This window comes from Salipiger sp. H15 (assembly GCF_040409955.1).
GTDB lineage: Bacteria > Pseudomonadota > Alphaproteobacteria > Rhodobacterales > Rhodobacteraceae > Salipiger.
Genome location: NZ_CP123384.1, coordinates 2,436,376 through 2,451,163, shown reverse-complemented (window position 1 = coordinate 2,451,163; position 14,788 = coordinate 2,436,376). Strand labels below are relative to the sequence as shown.

Here is a 14,788-nt window from a genome sequence, read left to right as displayed (position 1 = left end):
CCCCTCCTCAGCGGTTGCGCGCGCCCTGGCCGAGCGCGCGGCTCATCTGCGCGGCGATCTGCGACCGGCTGCGCTGGAAGCCCGTGACGTCGGGCGTCTGGATGTTCATCACCACGGTCACCGGCTGGCCGCGTCCCTCGGCGCGCACGCCGAGCCGTCCGTCGGCACCCCGCGACAGCGGCAGGATCGCCTCGGGCCCGGCCTCGCCCATCAGCCCGGTGCCGCCGCGCATGGGAAAGCGCACGGGGCCGCTGACCACGCCGCCGGTGGCAAAGGGCATGACCCGGCCCTGGCTGAAGGCGCCGCCCTGCGCGAAGGGAGAGAAGGCCCCGAAGAGCTGCGTCATCCCCGCCGCCAGCGCGCCGCCGAGCTGGTCCGTCACCGGCCGCACCGCGGCACGATAGGCGCTGTCCACCACGCCCCGCGCCACGCGCTCGAGCGCCTCCGAGGCGCGCATCCCGTCGAAGACGACCCCGTCGAAGGCCCGCGCCAGCCCGCGGCTGAGCGTGCCCTCGAGCTTTGCCGCGCCGCGCCCCGTGGCCGAGAAGGTCTCGTGGATGCGTCGCAACTCGGCACCGAAGCCCGCCGCCATGGCCGCAGCCCCGCCAAGCCCGGCCTCGAGCGCGCCGAGGGCGCTGTCGAGATCGTCGATCCCGTCGAAATCGGTCATCTCCCGTCTCCCGTTCCCGCGTCCGGAAAGGCCGCGATCAGTTCCTCGAGCCGCGCCCGCCCCATCGGCCGCGCGCCGCTCTCCTCGCCCAGCATGAGCCGCAGCTCCGCCGGGGTGAGCGCCCAGAAATCGTCCGGGCGCAGCGCGAGCCCGCGCAGCCCGGCGCGCAGCAGCGCGGGCCAGTCGAAACCGTTCATCCCGTGCCCCCCGGCAGCGCGAAGGCCCGCGCCAGCAGCTCCGCCGCCGCCCGCGCCGCCACCATCGGCCCGCCGCCGATCTCGGCACTGACCAGATCCGCCGCCGAGCCCTGCCAGCCGCCGCCGCGCAGCCCCGCCACGATCAGCGCCAGCACGTCGCGGCTGGAACAGGCGCCGCCCTCGAAGCGGCGCACCAGGTCGACCAGCGAGCCCTCCTCGAGCGCCGCCTCGAGCTCGGCCAGCGCGCCCAGCGTCAGCCGCATGACCCGCCGCTCGCCGCCCAGCACCAGTTCCACCTCGCCGCGCCAGGGGTTCGCCACCTACGCCTCCGTCGCCGGCACGAAGCTGAGCGCCCCGGCCGAGGCCAGCGCGATCTCGTAGGTCGCCTCGCCGTCATGGCTGCCCGCGTAGTCGATCGAGGTCAGCTGGAACGGCCCCGCGACCGTGCCGAAATCGGGGATGATCACCTGGAAATCCGGCGTCTCGCCGTCGAAGAAGATCTGCCGCGCCCGCTCGTCTGTGCCCGCGTCGCGGAACACCCCCGAGCCCGAGAGATTGGCCGATTTCACCCCGGCCCCCGCCAGCAGCTCGCGCCAGCCCCCCGCGCTTTCCAGCGAGGTGACATCGACGCTCTCGGCGTTGAAGCTGACCCGCGTGGCGCGCAGCCCCGCCATGGTCTCGAACTGGCCGTCGCCGGTGAGATCGACCTTGATCAGAAGGTCCTTGCCGTTCTGCGCACCCATTGCCGCAACTCCCTTGAAAAGCGCCTCACGCGTCCTCGACGCGCGCGCGGAATGTCAACTCGATGCGGCGGATGCCGCCGCTCTCGCGCCGGGCCTCGGCGCGCCGGAAGCGCAGGCTCACCAGCCTGCCGCGGCTGAGCCCGAGCTCCGCCTCGTGCAGCCGCTCCGACACCGCCGCCGCCACCGCCTTGGCCGAGGCGAAGCCCGCGGCGTCGGTCACCACCGCCACCGTCAGGTCGTGCCAGGCCCCCGCCACCTCGCCGTCCGAGGCATCGCGCACGCGCTCCGCTCCCAGCGTCACGTAGAGCCCCGGCAAGGTGCCCGAGGGCGGCGCGTCGTAGATCGCCTCGCCGACCAGCGCCGCGAGCGCCGCATCATCCCGCAGCGCGGCGTAGAGCGCCGCCTGCAGGGGTCCGGAAAGCGCGTAGCTCATGTCGCCACCTCCTCCTGCGCCTCGCAGGCGAGGTACCGCCCCGCCGCGTCGCGCTCGCCCACCGCGAGGATGTCGAAGACCCGCCCGCCGAGGCGGAAGCGCTGGCCGGGAACCGGGCGGCGCGCCGCGCCCTCCGGGGCACCGCGCACGGTGATCCGCCAGCGCCCGAGCGCCAGCGGCCCCGCCGCGCCCTGCGCCTCGCGTCCCGAGCGCGGCGTGAGCTCGGCCCAGAACGTGCCCAGCACCTGCCAGCCCGCGGTGAAGCCGCCGCTGCCATCCGGCACCCGCACCGGCGTCTCGAGCACGAGACTGTGCGCCAGACGCACCGCCTTCATGCCGAGAACCCCAGCCGCAGCGGGCGGTAGCGCGCGATCAGCGCGGTCACCCCGAAGGGCATGCAGCCCTGGCCCAGCGCGGTCTCGTCCCGGTATTCGTAGTAATGCGCCGCGAGCAGCAGCACCGCCTGCCCGAGGTCGGGCGGCAGGTCGTCGAAACTCTCGCCGTAACCGGCGGTGAAACGGACCTCGGCCGAGCCGCCCGAGGGCACGTCCGGCAGCGTTCCGCGCTGCGGGCGCAGCATCGGCGCAAAGGCGTCGATCTCCAGCCGGTAGCGCTCGGGCGGGACGTCGAGCGCCACGCCGAAGCGGTCCACCAGCGTCAGCCGCGAGACCGCCACCACCGGCGCGAGCGGGAATGCCGCGCCCTCGGCGTCGCGCCAGCCGTGCAGCGTCCAGAGGAAGCCGCGGCTCAGCAGCGCCTTGCCGGTCCGCGCCTCGATCGCCGCCAGTGCCGCGCGCAGGAACGAAAGAAGAACATCGTCCTGCAGCCCGTCCTCGGCAAAGCCGCTCCCCATGCGCAGCTGCCGCTTCAGCGCGGCAAGCGGCAGCGCCGCGTCTGCCACCTGGGTTTCTTCGATCACCATCATCAGCTCTCTCCGCTCATCCCCGCGGGGGCTCGGCGGCGGACCCCTTGCCCGCCGCCCTCGCCGCCCCGATCAGCTCGTGGCGCAGCGCAGCAGCTTGATAGCCGCGAAGTCGCTCACGTCGCCGCCGACGCGCTTGGTCGCGTAGAACAGCACGTGCGGCTTGGCACTGAACGGGTCGCGCAGCACGCGCAGGTCCGGGCGCTCGGCGATGGTGTAGCCGGCCGCGAAATCGCCGAAGGCGATGGGATAGGCATCGGCCGCGATGTCGGGCATGTCCTCGGCGATCAGCACGGGATAGCCCATGAGCCGCGCCGGCTGCCCGGCGGCAAGCCCGTCGGACCACAGGTGCCGCCCGTCCGCGTCCTTGAGCTTGCGCAGCGTGCCGGCGGTCTTCGAGTTCATCACGAAGCAGCCCTTCGCCCGGTACTCGGCGCCCAGCGCGTAGACGAGGTCGATGATCGCGTCACCGTCGCCGAGCCCCGCGGCCGCACCCGTCGGCACGTAGCCGAGGTTGCCCCATTCCCAGATCTCGTTGTCGATCGCGTCATGCGACAGCAGGCCCATCGGCTTGTCGACACCGTCCCCGGTGATGAAGGCCGCCGCCTCGGCGCGGGCGAACCGGTCGGCGATGCGCCCCGCCAGCCAGGCCTCGAGATCGAAGGCCACGTCGTCCAGCAGCCGCTGCGAGGCCTTGGGCATGGCCGAGAGCTCGTGCAGCTTGATCTGGATGCGGTCGATGGTCGGCGTGTCGCTCTCGCCGGCGTCGGTCCCCTCGTCGGCCCAGCCCGCGCCGGTGTCGCCCTGGTCGACCAGCACGTCGAAGGACGAGGCCTCGACGGTGACGACCGTCGCGATGGCGCGGATCGAGGCGCCGCTCTCGAGCACGGACCGGACCGTCTCGGAGGTCACCGGGTCCACGAGGTAGCCGCCATCGGCGGCAACGGCGGTGGAGAGCGCCTTGCCCTCCAGCACCAGCCCGCGCAGCCCGTCGTCGTCGCCGGTGCGCAGGTAGGCCCCGAAGGCCTTGCGGTGCGGCAGTTCCGGTTCTGCCAGGGTGCCCAGCGCCGGGCGGCGCGCGGCAAGCGAAGTCTTCGTGTCCAGCATGGTCAGTCGCTCTTCGTATGTGTCCAGTTTCGCGTGAATGTCGGCCCGCATGGCCCTTATGTCCGCGGTCAGCCCCGCCATCGCGGCGCCCACCCGGGCGACCGGGGACAGATCTTCCCCGGTCCGGGAATGGCTCTCGGTTCTGCTCATCAGCTCGGTCCCGTGTTGAAGGCGCGCGTCAGTCGCCCGCCAGGTCGAGGCGCGCGGCGTCGATGGCCAGCGCCAGTTCGCGCAGCATGTCGGGTCCGGCCTCCTCGGCCTTTGCCGCCACCCGCGCACTGGGCAGCATCGGGAAGGTGACAAGCGACACCTCCCAGAGCTCCAGTTCCCGGAGGAGCCTGCGCCCCTCGCGATCCTTCACCGCCGAGACGGTGCGATAGCCGATGGAAAGCCCGTCGATGGCCCCCGCGGCCACCAGCGCCGCCGCCTCGCGCCCCTTCGCCACCGTCTCGAGCAGCCGTCCCTTCACATGCAGGCCCAGCGCGTCCTCGCGCACCTCGTCCCAGATGCCGATCGGCTGGGCGGGGTCGTGCTGCCAGAGCATCCGCACCGCGCGCCCCTCACCGGCGAGCCGCGTCAGCGAGGCGGCATAGGCCCCGGGCGCCACGATGTCGCCGCCCTGGTCGGGTTTGCCGAACAGCGAGGCATAGCCCTCGATCCGCAGCCCCTCCGAGAGGGTGAGCCCGGCGGTCGTCTCGCCCCCGGGATGGCAGAACTTGTGTTCCAGCTCCATGCGATGTTCCCCTCTTGTTCCAATCCTGCGGACACGCCCGGCGCGCCCTTCAGGGGGTCATGGTGAAAAGCCCCTCCGCCGCCTGCGCCAGCAGCCCCGCGGCGACGCCGTAGACCGCCAGCCAGAGCCGCCTCTCAAGCCGTTCCAGCACCGCCTCGAGCCGCATCAGCCGGTCCTCGAGCGCGGCGATCTGCAGCGCGCTCAGCCGCTCGTGCGCCTCCAGCCTCAGCGCCGGGGCGCAGGCGAAGGGCTCGTAGGCCAGCCCGCGCTCATGCACCCTCGCCCCCCTCCGCCAGCGGCGGCAGGCCCAGCATGCGACGCTTTTCCGGCACGGTGAGGAAGGCCGCCTCCGACACGCGCCGCCAATGGGTCTCGCGCTCGGCCGACAGGGCCGGCACCTGGTCGAGGTCGGGCGTCAGCTCCACCTCCTCGCCGGTGAAACCCGCAAGCCACCGGCCCAGCGCCACGCTCACCCGCTGCGCCAGTGGCAGCACGGTCAGCCGGTAGAAGGCGCGGTTGGCCTCCTGGTAATTGGCATAGGTGGCATCCCCGGGGATCCCCAGCAGCATCGGCGGCACGCCGAAGGCGATGGCGATCTCGCGCGCCGCGGCCTCCTTGGTCTGCTGGAACTCCATGTCCGAGGGCGAGAAGCCCATGGGCTTCCAGTCGAGCCCGCCCTCCAGCAGCATCGGCCGCCCGGCGTTGCGCGCGCCCTGGTGCTGGCTCTCCATCTCCGAGACCAGCCGCTCGTACTGGTCCTGCGCCATCGAGCCCTGCCCGTCGCCGCCGGTCCAGACGATCGCCCCGGAGGGGCGCGCCGCATTGTCGAGCAGCCCCTTGGACCAGCGCGAGGCGCTGTTGTGCACGTCCACCGCCTGCGCGGCGGGCTGCAGCGGCGACAGCCCGTAATGATCGTCCTGCGGGTGGAAGCTCTTCACGTGGCAGATCGGCGCCGGATCGCCGCGCACGTCGAAGCGGTGCGTTCTCCCGTCCACCTGGTATTCGTAGGCGACGGGCCAGCCATCGGGCCCCGGCACCAGCCGCATCCGCTCCGAGCGCAGCACGTGCAGCTCGGCGGGCAGCCCCTCGCCGCTCCCCACCGCCTCGACATAGCCGTCCCCCGAGAGCAGCAGCTGGCCATAGAGCGCCTCCAGCAGCTCGGCCTTGCTCTGCATGGGGTTGGGCGCGGCGATGCGGCGCAGGATCGGATGGGCGGCATAGCGCGTCTCGGCATCCTGCAGCAGCAGCGGCAGGGCGGCGGCCGCCTCGGCGATCAGCTTCACCGCGCGGAACCCCACCGGGTTGCCGGTGAAGCCCTGCCGGGTGAGCGACCCGGTGTCGCGCGGCGACCAGGCGACCCGCCCGGTCGCCAGCACGGCAATCAGCCTGCCCGCGGCCGAGGCCTTGGTCTCGGCCACCGGCTCCGCCTCGCGTCCCCGCCGCAGAAAGTCGAACACCATGCTCCGCTCCTCGTGTCCCGGGCCCCCGGCACCCAATCGGTCCCGGTTCGCGTCGAGGGAAAATCTAGGCGCAACGCGTTAACCCCGTCCTCCCGCAGCGCCCGGCGGTGGCGCAACACCCCGGCACGGCGCTTTCGGCACCGGCGCGCCATGCGTATTTGAAAAAGAGAAGAAGCAGGCGCGCGCGCCCGTCCTTCTTCTCTTTCCAAATACGCCGGGGGGTGAGGCGCGCAGCGCCGAGGGGGGCAGCGCCCCCCTTTCTCCTGTCGTCAGAGCAGCCGCAGCCGCGGCCTGCGCCAGGTCTCCGCGGGCGCGGTGACCAGCTCGGTCAGCGCCCAGACGAGGGCGTCCACCCGGTCGGGCGAGCCCTGTCCCCGGAACCCCGCGCCGGTCATCAGCCCCATCTGCTCTTCCAGGAGCTCGAAGCGCCGCGCGTGGCCGATCCGGCCCTGCTCGTAGAGCGCCGCCACCGGCTCGGCGCGCAGCACCTTGCCGCGGGTCGCGGTGACCTTGCGCAGCGGCACCGAGGGCGCCACCTGCCGCAGCACCGCCTCGACCATGGCGCCACCCTGGTTCACCTCGGCGACGATGCGGTCCGCCTGCCAGCGCTCGAATGCCTCGACCGCCGCCTGCGCCCAGCCCATGGGTCCGAGCCCCTGCACCGAGGCATCTTCCAGAACGAAGCCCTGCCAGCCCTGCGGCGGGCCCTCGCGGAGCACGCCGCAGACGACGATGCCGCAGGCGTCCGATCCGGCCCCGTCCCCGGCGGGCGGGTCCACCGCCACGACGATGCGGTCCAGCCGATCCGGCACGCCGCGCAGCCGCGCGCGCTCGAGCATCTCCTGCGTCCAGAGGGTGCCGTCCACGTCGCAGACCATCTCGCCGTCGAGCTCCTGCCGCGCCAGCCGCGTCGCGCCGTAGCGGGCCCGCACCTCGTCGAGGAAGCTGGCCGCGAGGTTGGCGCGGTTGGCCTCGGTGGGCGCGCGGGTCACCACGGTGCTCGGCTGCTCCAGCAGCTCCTTCAGCACGCCGATGTTGCGCGGCGTGGTGGTGACGCAGACCCGCGGGCTCTCTCCCAGCCGCAGCCCGAATTGCAGCATGTCCCAGGTCTCGCGCGCCTTGCGCCACTTGCCGAGCTCGTCCGCCCAGGCGGCGTCGAACTGCGGGCCGCGCAGCGCCTCGGGGTCATGCGCCGAGAAGACCATCGCCTCGGCGCCGTTCGGCCAGGTGAGGCAGCGCCGCGTCGCGCTCCAGTCCGGTCGCCGGTCGGGGGGCGAGCAGGCGAGGATGCCCGAGTCGCCGAACACCATCACCTCGCGCGCCTGGTCGAGCGTCTCGCCCACCAGCGCGACGCGCCGGCAGCGCCCGGGCGAGAGCGGCAGCGCGCCCTCGACCGCGCCGCGCACCCATTCCGCCCCGGCCCGCGTCTTGCCCGCGCCGCGCCCGCCGAGGATCACCCAGGACCGCCACTCCCCCTCGGGCGGCAGTTGGTGCTCGAGCGCCCAGAACTCGAAGAGGAAGGGGAGCGCAAGGCGCTCCCCCTCCGTGAGCTCACTCAGGAAGCTCTCCTGCACCGCAGCACCGGCGGAGGCGAGCCATGCGGCACCCGACCTCAACCCGTGCGCGCTCGAGGTCGAGCGCCCAGTCTCCGGCAATTCCCTTCTGCTTGCGTCTGACATTCCTGATCTGTGCCTCCGTTTCATGGGCGACCTTGAGCCAGTAGCGCAGATCCGCCGCTGCCTTGCCGGTCTCGGGTTTGTCCAGGGTTCCGTCTTCCTCGAAGCGGTCGCGCAGGCGCCGCATGTCCTTGCCGAGATGCCGCAGCATGTCGGCCAGTTCGTCCCGCTCTTCTTCCAGTCGGGACAGCTCTTCCTCGAGATGGATGAGGATCATCGCTCGATACCTTTCTTGCCTGTGGGGGTGCCTGTGGTTCTGCCTCGCAGGTGTGCGCCCGGGTCTCTGCCCGCGTCGCCCCGCCCGCGTGCGGAACGAAAAAGCGGCCGCCGGGGAATTGCCCCGGGGCCGCCTGCCCATTTCGTCCAGCATGCGCAAACCCTACGCCGGAGCGCGCGCAAAGTCAAGGTCGGGGCACCGAACGCCCCGGATCAACACGTTGTTAATGAAAGATAATACCAGATGAACGCAGCGTCCGCCGCCACGCCGACACGCCCCGGCTTGCCGCCTCCGCGCCCCTCTGGCACAACACCGTCCAGAGCACAGTCCGGAGCCTGCCATGCCACCCCTTTCCACCCGCATCACCTCTCTCAACGCCGGTGGCGGCGACGGCTGGGAAATCTTCTACAAGGCCCGCGCGCTGCGCGCCGCCGGCGTGGCGGTGACCGAGCTGACCATCGGCGAGCCCGACGTGCGCACCGAGGCGCCGATCCTTGCCGAGATGCACCGCGCCGCCACCGCCGGCCATACCGGCTATGCCGTCGTGCCAGGCATCCCGGCGCTGCGCGACGCCATCGCCGCGCGGGTCACCGAGCGCACTGGTGTGGCCACCAGCCGCGACAACGTGCTGGTCACCCCCGGCGGGCAGTCGGCGCTCTTTGCCGCGCACATGGCCGCCTGCAACCCCGGCGACGCCGCGCTGATGGTCGAGCCGCATTACGTGACCTACCCCGGCACCATCCGCGCCGCCGGCGCCATCCCGCACGGCATCGAGACCCGCCCCGAGCACAGCTTCTTCCCTGACGCCGCCGAGGTCCGCCGCAGGGCGCGCGAGACCGGCGCCGCGGCGCTGCTGGTCAACTCGCCCAACAACCCCACCGGCGCGGTCTATCCGCGCAGCGTGCTCGAGGGCCTCGCCGCCGCCGCGCGGGACGAGGACTTCTGGCTGATCTCCGACGAGGTCTACGACACGCAGATCTGGGAGGGCGAGCACCTCAGCCCGCGCGCGCTGCCCGGCATGGCCGAACGCACCATGGTGATCGGCTCCCTGTCGAAGAGCCACGCCATGACCGGCAGCCGCATCGGCTGGCTCATCGCCCCTGAGCCCGCCATCGCCGTGCTGATCGACCTTGCCACCAACACCACCTACGGCGTGCCCGGCTACATCCAGGACGCAGCGCTTTACGCGCTCACCGCCGACGAGAGCCTCGAGCCGCGCGTCGCCGCGCCCTTCCGCCGCCGCCGCGCGCTGGCGCAGGAGATCCTCGCCGGGCAGACCATCGTCGGCCTCGTGCCCTCCGGCGGCGCGATGTACCTCTTCCTCGACATCCGCGCGACCGGGCTTTCCGGCATCGCCTTCGCGGATGCCCTGCTCGACGCGCACCGCATCGCGGTCATGCCGGGCGAAAGCTTCGGCCCCTCCGCCGCGGGCTTCCTGCGCGTCGCGATGACCATCCCCGACGAGGCCTTCGCCGCGGCGCTCTCGACCCTCACCGGCTTCGCCGCGCGCCTCTCGAAGGCCGCCTGAGCCGATGTCCGGCACGCCGATCTCCAGCATCCGCAACCTCGGCCCGGCGGTGGAATCGGCCTGCAAACGCGCCGGGATCGCGGATGCCGAGACCCTGCGCGCCCTCGGCGCCGACGAGACCTACCGCCGCCTGCTCGCCCATGGCACCAAGCCGCATTTCATCGGCTTCTACGTGCTGCACATGGCGCTGCAGGGGCGCCCGTGGAACGATGCCCGCGGCAAGGAGAAGGAGGCGCTGCGCGCGCGCTTCGATGCACTGGTCGCTGAAGGCCGGGGCAACGCGCCGCTCGCCGGGATCGAGGCGATCCTCGACGAGATCGGCGTGATCGACCCGAACCGGCGGCGCTAACCTCCCGCAAACACCGCCATCTCAGGGGTTTGAGCCGGCACCTTCAGGCGCTGCCGGAACCCGGACCGCGGTCTTCGTGTTGATCTGCCAACGACGCAGTCAACCCAGAAGGAAACCGACATGGACCTGATCCGCATCATCCTCGCGATCTTCCTGCCGCCGCTCGGCGTGTTCCTGCAGGTGGGTCTGGGCAAGCAGTTCTGGATCAACATCCTGCTGACCCTCCTCGGCTACATCCCGGGCATCGTGCACGCGGTCTGGGTGATCGCCCGCACCGGCCCGGAAGAGCGCACCGCGTGAGCGCGATGAGCCCGCAGCACCCCCGTCACGCCGACTTCCGCCGCCTCGAGCGGATCGAGGTCTGGGCGCGGCGCATGGACCGCGCCTACCGCATCCCCTTCACCGGGGTGCGCTTCGGCTGGGACGCCATGCTGGGCCTCGTGCCCGGCATCGGTGACACGCTGGCGCTGGCCCCGGCGCTCTGGATCCTGAAGGAGGCGCATGGCATGGGCGCGCCGACGCCGCTGCTCGGCCGGATGGGCGGCAATCTCGCGGTGGACTGGCTGGTCGGCCTCGTGCCGCTGGTCGGCGACATCTTCGACATCGGCTACCGCGCCAACAGCCGCAACGCGGCGCTGCTGCGGCGCTGGCTCGAGGCACGCCACACGGCGACCGGCGAAGGCCCGGCCGCGCCGATCGACCTCGCCGCCTGACGCCGCAGCCGGACGGGAGCCCCGTCCACACCAACGAAAAAGGGCGCCCCGAGGGGCGCCCTTCGTAATAGTCCGGGTGAGCGAAAGGCTCAGCCGACGAGCTCGAGGCCCGAGAAGAAGTAGGCGATTTCCTGAGCGGCGGTCTCGGGAGCGTCCGAGCCGTGCACCGAGTTCTCGCCGACCGACTCGGCGAACTCTGCGCGGATGGTGCCGGCTGCGGCGTCGGCCGGGTTGGTGGCGCCCATCACTTCGCGGTTCTTGGCGATCGCGCCTTCACCTTCCAGCACCTGCACGACGACCGGCTCGGACGCCATGAACTCGCACAGCTCGCCGTAGAACGGGCGCTCTGCGTGCACCTTGTAGAACTCGCCGGCCTGTGCCGGGGTCAGCTGGATGCGCTTCTGCGCGACGATGCGCAGGCCCGCTTCCTCGAACTTGGCGTTGATCTTGCCGGTCAGGTTGCGGCGGGTTGCGTCGGGCTTGATGATCGACAGGGTGCGTTCGACGGCCATTTGGTCTCTCCAATGTCAGAAGGCCGGGCGACGGCCCGGCCAGTATTCTCCGGATGGGGCGTTATCATGGGGCTGCCGGATTTGGAAGACCCCGACCGCCGCCGCTGCCCGTCCGCCGGGCAAGTCAGGGGGCGCTGCCCCCTCTTGGCCTGCGGCCAATTCACCCCCGGCGTATTTGGAAAAAGAAGAAGGGGCCCGCGCCCCCCCGCGTCTTCTCTTTCCAAATACGCACGGCGCGACGCCGCCGCCGGGCGCCCCGCCGGGAAAATGCGCGCGCGTCACAAACACCGGCCATGGCGCGCGATGGGGGATTTTGCCCGGCCGCGGGCTCTGCTATGGGCAGCCCATGCTGAGTATTCGAGACATCTCCTATTCCGTCGAAGGCCGCCCTCTGCTCGAGGAGGCCTCCGCCGTGATTCCCGCCGGCCACAAGGTCGGCCTCGTCGGTCCCAACGGCGCGGGCAAGACCACGCTCTTCCGGCTCATCCGCGGCGAGCTGACGCTCGACGGCGGCGAGATCGAGCTGCCCGCCCGCGCCAAGATCGGCGGCGTGGCGCAGGAGGCGCCGGCGTCGGATGTCTCGCTGATCGAGACCGTCCTGGCCTGCGACCTCGAGCGCGCCGCGCTCATGGCAGAGGCCGAGACCGCCACCGATGCGCACCGCATCGCCGACATCCAGACCCGGCTCGCCGACATCGACGCCTGGTCCGCCGAGGCGCGCGCCGCGACGATCCTCAAGGGGCTCGGCTTCGACGAGGCGGCGCAGCAGCGCCCCTGCTCGGACTTCTCGGGCGGCTGGCGGATGCGCGTGGCGCTGGCCGGCGTGCTCTTCGCCGAGCCCGACCTGCTGCTGCTCGACGAACCCACGAACTACCTCGACCTCGAGGGCGCGCTCTGGCTTGAGAGCTACCTGCAGAGCTACCCGCACACGGTGATCGTGATCTCCCACGACCGCGGGCTGCTCAACCGCGCGGTGGGGGCGATCCTGCACCTCGAGGAGCGCAAGCTGGTGCTCTACCAGGGCAATTACGACACCTTCGCGCGCACCCGCGCCGAGCGCCGCGCCGTGCTGGCGGCGGCCGCGAAGAAACAGGACGACCGCCGCGCGCACCTGCAGAGCTTCGTCGACCGCTTCCGCGCCAAGGCCTCGAAGGCCCGGCAGGCGCAGGCGCGGGTCAAGATGCTGGAGAAGATGGAGCGGATCACCCCGCCCGAGGAGGCCGCCAAGCGCGTCTTCACCTTCCCGCAGCCCGACGAGCTCTCGCCGCCGATCCTCGCGATCGAGAACGGCACGACCGGCTATGGCGACAAGGTGGTGCTGCGCAAGCTCTCGCTGCGCATCGACCAGGACGACCGCATCGCGCTTTTGGGCCGCAACGGCCAGGGCAAGTCGACGCTGTCGAAGCTCTTTGCCGGCCGGCTGGCGCTGATGGACGGCAAGATGACCTCCAGTTCCAAGCTGCGCATCGGCTATTTCGCCCAGCACCAGGTCGACGAGCTGCACCTCGACGAGACGCCCCTGCAGCACCTGCAGCGCGAGCGGCCCGACACCCAGCCCTCGAAACTGCGTGCGCAGCTGGCGGGCTTCGGACTTGGCGCCAACCAGGCCGAGACCGAGGTGGGCCGCCTCTCGGGCGGGCAGAAGGCGCGGCTTTCGCTGCTGCTGGCGACGCTCGACGCGCCGCACATGCTGATCCTCGACGAGCCAACCAACCACCTCGACATCGAGAGCCGCGAGGCCCTCGTCGAGGCGCTGACCGCCTATTCCGGCGCGGTGATCCTCGTGTCGCATGACATGCACCTTCTGGGGCTGGTCGCCGACCGGCTGTGGCTGGTCAAGGACGGCACGGTGACCCCCTACGAGGACGACCTCGAGGCCTATCGCAAGCTGCTGCTGACGCAGGACAAGCCCGAGAAGCCGGGCAAGGCCGAGAAGGCCGCGCCGAAGCCGCGCAAGGCCACGCGCGACGAGATCCTCGCCCTGCGCTCGGAGGCGCGCAAATGCGAGGAGCGCGTCGCCAAGATCGAGGACATGCGCGAGAAGCTGGCCACCAAGCTTGCCAACCCGGACCTCTACGAGGCGACCCGGGCCGGCGAGCTCGAGACCTGGAACCGCAAGTACGCCGAGGTCATGGACGGGCTGCGTCGCGCCGAGGCGCTGTGGGAAACGGCGATGGAGAAGCTCGAGGCGGCGGAAGCCGGCTGAGCCGAAAGGCTTTTCTGGACAGAATCTGCCGAAGACCCTAGCCATTTCTCATGGATATGGCCTTCCTCATCAGCGCTTTCGCCACGCTCTTCGTGGTGATCGACCCGATCGGGCTGACGCCCGTCTTCATCGCGCTGACCCAGGGCGCCGATGCCCAGCATCGGCGCGCCGTGGGAATCCGGGCCTGCATCACCGCGCTGGTCATCCTGATGCTCTTCGCCTTCTTCGGCGAGGCGGTGCTGGGATTCATCGGCATTTCCATGTCGGCCTTCCGCATCTCGGGCGGGCTGCTGCTCTTCCTCACCGCGCTCGACATGCTGTTCGAGCGTCGCACCAAGCGGCGCGAGGACAAGGTCGAGGACGAGGTGATGCCCGACCCGTCGATCTTTCCCATCGCCATCCCGCTGATCGCGGGCCCGGGCGCCATCGCCTCGATCATCCTGCTGGTCGGCCATTCCGGCGGCCCGCTCGAGACCGCCATGGTGCTGGGCGTCTTGGTGATCGTGCTGCTGATGACCCTCGCCTGCTTCTTCGTCGCGGGGCCGATCGAGCACGCGCTGGGGCACGTCGGCATCGTCGTGGTCACCCGGCTCTTCGGCATGCTGCTGGCGGCGCTGGCGGTGCAGTTCGTGATCGACGGCATCCGCGGGCTCGACTGGTCAGGCGTCTTCGGCTGAGACTCGCAGGATCGCGCGCGAGCGCCTACATTGCTTCCGAAGCAAGGGGAGCGCGCGAATTTGTCGGAAATTGATTTCGGTCAGCTGACCTATCTCGGCCTGCTGCTGGCGGCGCTGGTGCTGTGGATGTTCGTCAGACACCGCGGCCAGGTCGTCCGCAAGCTGCAGCAGCTTGCGGCCTGGGGGCTGATCTTCCTCGGCACGATCGCCGCGATCGGGCTCTGGGACGACATCCGCCACACCGTGGCGCCGCAGCAGTCGGTCTTCGCCGAGCAGGGCCGCATCGAGCTGCCGCGCGCCTCCGACGGGCACTACTACATGACGCTGCAGATCAACGGTACGCCGGTGCGCTTCGTGGTCGACACCGGCGCCACCGGCATGGTGCTGACCCAAGAGGATGCCGAGCGCGTCGGCCTCACCGGCGAGGATCTCGCCTTTCATTCCCGCGCCCGCACCGCCAATGGCGCGGTCGAGACGGCGCCGGTGCGGCTCGACAGGGTGGCGCTCGGCGGTTTCGAGGACCGCAACCTGCCCGCCTTCGTCAACGGCGGCGAGATGGACAACTCGCTGCTCGGCATGAGCTACCTGCAACGCTTCGACCGGCTCGAGATCTCGGGCGGGAAGATGGTGCTGGAGCGGCGCTGA

21 protein-coding genes are annotated in these 14,788 nt (G+C 71.4%); 7 read left to right on the top strand and 14 right to left on the bottom strand.

What is annotated here, in order from left to right:
* Positions 1 to 7: 7 nt before the first annotated feature.
* The 13 genes from PVT71_RS11930 to PVT71_RS11870 form a co-directional block, all read right to left on the bottom strand.
* Positions 8 to 670, bottom strand: a complete 663-nt coding sequence (locus PVT71_RS11930; protein ID WP_353472006.1) for a phage tail tape measure protein — start codon at positions 668 to 670, stop codon at positions 8 to 10.
* Entirely contained in the window at positions 667 to 867 is a 201-nt protein-coding gene (locus PVT71_RS11925) for a rcc01693 family protein (RefSeq protein WP_353472005.1), read from the bottom strand. Before PVT71_RS11925 ends, PVT71_RS11930 begins: the two co-directional genes overlap by 4 nt.
* Positions 864 to 1,187 (bottom strand): gene transfer agent family protein, encoded by a 324-nt coding sequence (locus PVT71_RS11920; RefSeq protein ID WP_353472004.1) that lies wholly within the window; start codon positions 1,185 to 1,187, stop codon positions 864 to 866. Before PVT71_RS11920 ends, PVT71_RS11925 begins: the two co-directional genes overlap by 4 nt.
* A complete protein-coding gene (locus PVT71_RS11915; protein ID WP_353472003.1) occupies positions 1,188 to 1,610 on the bottom strand; it encodes a phage major tail protein, TP901-1 family in 423 nt (140 codons plus the stop codon).
* Between the two features lie 25 nt (positions 1,611 to 1,635).
* Positions 1,636 to 2,043 carry a DUF3168 domain-containing protein gene (locus PVT71_RS11910; protein WP_353472002.1) on the bottom strand — a complete coding sequence of 136 codons (408 nt, stop codon included), beginning with the start codon at positions 2,041 to 2,043 and terminating at the stop codon, positions 1,636 to 1,638.
* Complete coding sequence (locus PVT71_RS11905) at positions 2,040 to 2,378, bottom strand: head-tail adaptor protein (protein ID WP_353472001.1); 339 nt, start codon at positions 2,376 to 2,378, stop codon at positions 2,040 to 2,042. The genes PVT71_RS11910 and PVT71_RS11905 overlap by 4 nt, the downstream gene beginning before the upstream one ends.
* Positions 2,375 to 2,968 carry a head-tail connector protein gene (locus tag PVT71_RS11900; protein ID WP_353472000.1) on the bottom strand — a complete coding sequence of 198 codons (594 nt, stop codon included), beginning with the start codon at positions 2,966 to 2,968 and terminating at the stop codon, positions 2,375 to 2,377. The genes PVT71_RS11905 and PVT71_RS11900 overlap by 4 nt, the downstream gene beginning before the upstream one ends.
* 69 nt (positions 2,969 to 3,037) lie before the next feature.
* Positions 3,038 to 4,222: a phage major capsid protein gene (locus tag PVT71_RS11895; protein WP_353471999.1), complete on the bottom strand. Its 1,185-nt coding sequence runs from the start codon at positions 4,220 to 4,222 to the stop codon at positions 3,038 to 3,040.
* A 28-nt stretch (positions 4,223 to 4,250) separates the two neighbouring features.
* The gene (locus PVT71_RS11890) at positions 4,251 to 4,805 is read right to left on the bottom strand and encodes an HK97 family phage prohead protease (protein WP_353471998.1); all 555 of its coding nucleotides are present in this window, start codon (positions 4,803 to 4,805) and stop codon (positions 4,251 to 4,253) included.
* Between the two features lie 49 nt (positions 4,806 to 4,854).
* Positions 4,855 to 5,082: a hypothetical protein gene (locus PVT71_RS11885; RefSeq protein WP_353471997.1), complete on the bottom strand. Its 228-nt coding sequence runs from the start codon at positions 5,080 to 5,082 to the stop codon at positions 4,855 to 4,857.
* On the bottom strand, positions 5,075 to 6,265 hold the full coding sequence (locus PVT71_RS11880) for a phage portal protein (protein WP_353471996.1): 1,191 nt from the start codon (positions 6,263 to 6,265) through the stop codon (positions 5,075 to 5,077). The genes PVT71_RS11885 and PVT71_RS11880 overlap by 8 nt, the downstream gene beginning before the upstream one ends.
* Before the next feature lie 269 nt (positions 6,266 to 6,534).
* Positions 6,535 to 7,839, bottom strand: a complete 1,305-nt coding sequence (locus PVT71_RS11875) for a terminase family protein (RefSeq protein WP_353471995.1) — start codon at positions 7,837 to 7,839, stop codon at positions 6,535 to 6,537.
* Positions 7,817 to 8,158, bottom strand: a complete 342-nt coding sequence (locus tag PVT71_RS11870; RefSeq protein WP_353471994.1) for a hypothetical protein — start codon at positions 8,156 to 8,158, stop codon at positions 7,817 to 7,819. The genes PVT71_RS11875 and PVT71_RS11870 overlap by 23 nt, the downstream gene beginning before the upstream one ends.
* 340 nt (positions 8,159 to 8,498) lie before the next feature.
* Here PVT71_RS11870 and PVT71_RS11865 point away from each other — a divergent pair, with 340 nt between their 5' ends.
* From PVT71_RS11865 to PVT71_RS11850, 4 genes are all read left to right on the top strand, one after another.
* Positions 8,499 to 9,686 (top strand): aminotransferase class I/II-fold pyridoxal phosphate-dependent enzyme, encoded by a 1,188-nt coding sequence (locus tag PVT71_RS11865; RefSeq protein ID WP_353471993.1) that lies wholly within the window; start codon positions 8,499 to 8,501, stop codon positions 9,684 to 9,686.
* Positions 9,687 to 9,690: 4 nt separating this feature from the next.
* A complete protein-coding gene (locus PVT71_RS11860; protein ID WP_353471992.1) occupies positions 9,691 to 10,035 on the top strand; it encodes a TfoX/Sxy family DNA transformation protein in 345 nt (114 codons plus the stop codon).
* A gap of 120 nt (positions 10,036 to 10,155) precedes the next feature.
* Positions 10,156 to 10,335 carry a YqaE/Pmp3 family membrane protein gene (locus tag PVT71_RS11855; protein WP_353471991.1) on the top strand — a complete coding sequence of 60 codons (180 nt, stop codon included), beginning with the start codon at positions 10,156 to 10,158 and terminating at the stop codon, positions 10,333 to 10,335.
* A 5-nt stretch (positions 10,336 to 10,340) separates the two neighbouring features.
* A complete protein-coding gene (locus PVT71_RS11850) occupies positions 10,341 to 10,748 on the top strand; it encodes a DUF4112 domain-containing protein (RefSeq protein WP_353473876.1) in 408 nt (135 codons plus the stop codon).
* An 89-nt stretch (positions 10,749 to 10,837) separates the two neighbouring features.
* On the opposite strand, the gene ndk is transcribed toward PVT71_RS11850, so the two are convergent.
* Positions 10,838 to 11,260: a nucleoside-diphosphate kinase gene (gene ndk, locus PVT71_RS11845; RefSeq protein WP_353471990.1), complete on the bottom strand. Its 423-nt coding sequence runs from the start codon at positions 11,258 to 11,260 to the stop codon at positions 10,838 to 10,840.
* Between the two features lie 346 nt (positions 11,261 to 11,606).
* Here ndk and PVT71_RS11840 point away from each other — a divergent pair, with 346 nt between their 5' ends.
* From PVT71_RS11840 to PVT71_RS11830, 3 genes are read left to right on the top strand one after another with little or no spacing between them, the layout of a single operon-like run.
* Positions 11,607 to 13,466, top strand: coding sequence for an ABC-F family ATP-binding cassette domain-containing protein (locus tag PVT71_RS11840; RefSeq protein ID WP_353471989.1), 1,860 nt, complete (start codon positions 11,607 to 11,609; stop codon positions 13,464 to 13,466).
* Positions 13,467 to 13,516: 50 nt separating this feature from the next.
* Complete coding sequence (locus PVT71_RS11835; RefSeq protein ID WP_353471988.1) at positions 13,517 to 14,143, top strand: MarC family protein; 627 nt, start codon at positions 13,517 to 13,519, stop codon at positions 14,141 to 14,143.
* Between the two features lie 60 nt (positions 14,144 to 14,203).
* A complete protein-coding gene (locus PVT71_RS11830) occupies positions 14,204 to 14,788 on the top strand; it encodes a TIGR02281 family clan AA aspartic protease (protein ID WP_353471987.1) in 585 nt (194 codons plus the stop codon).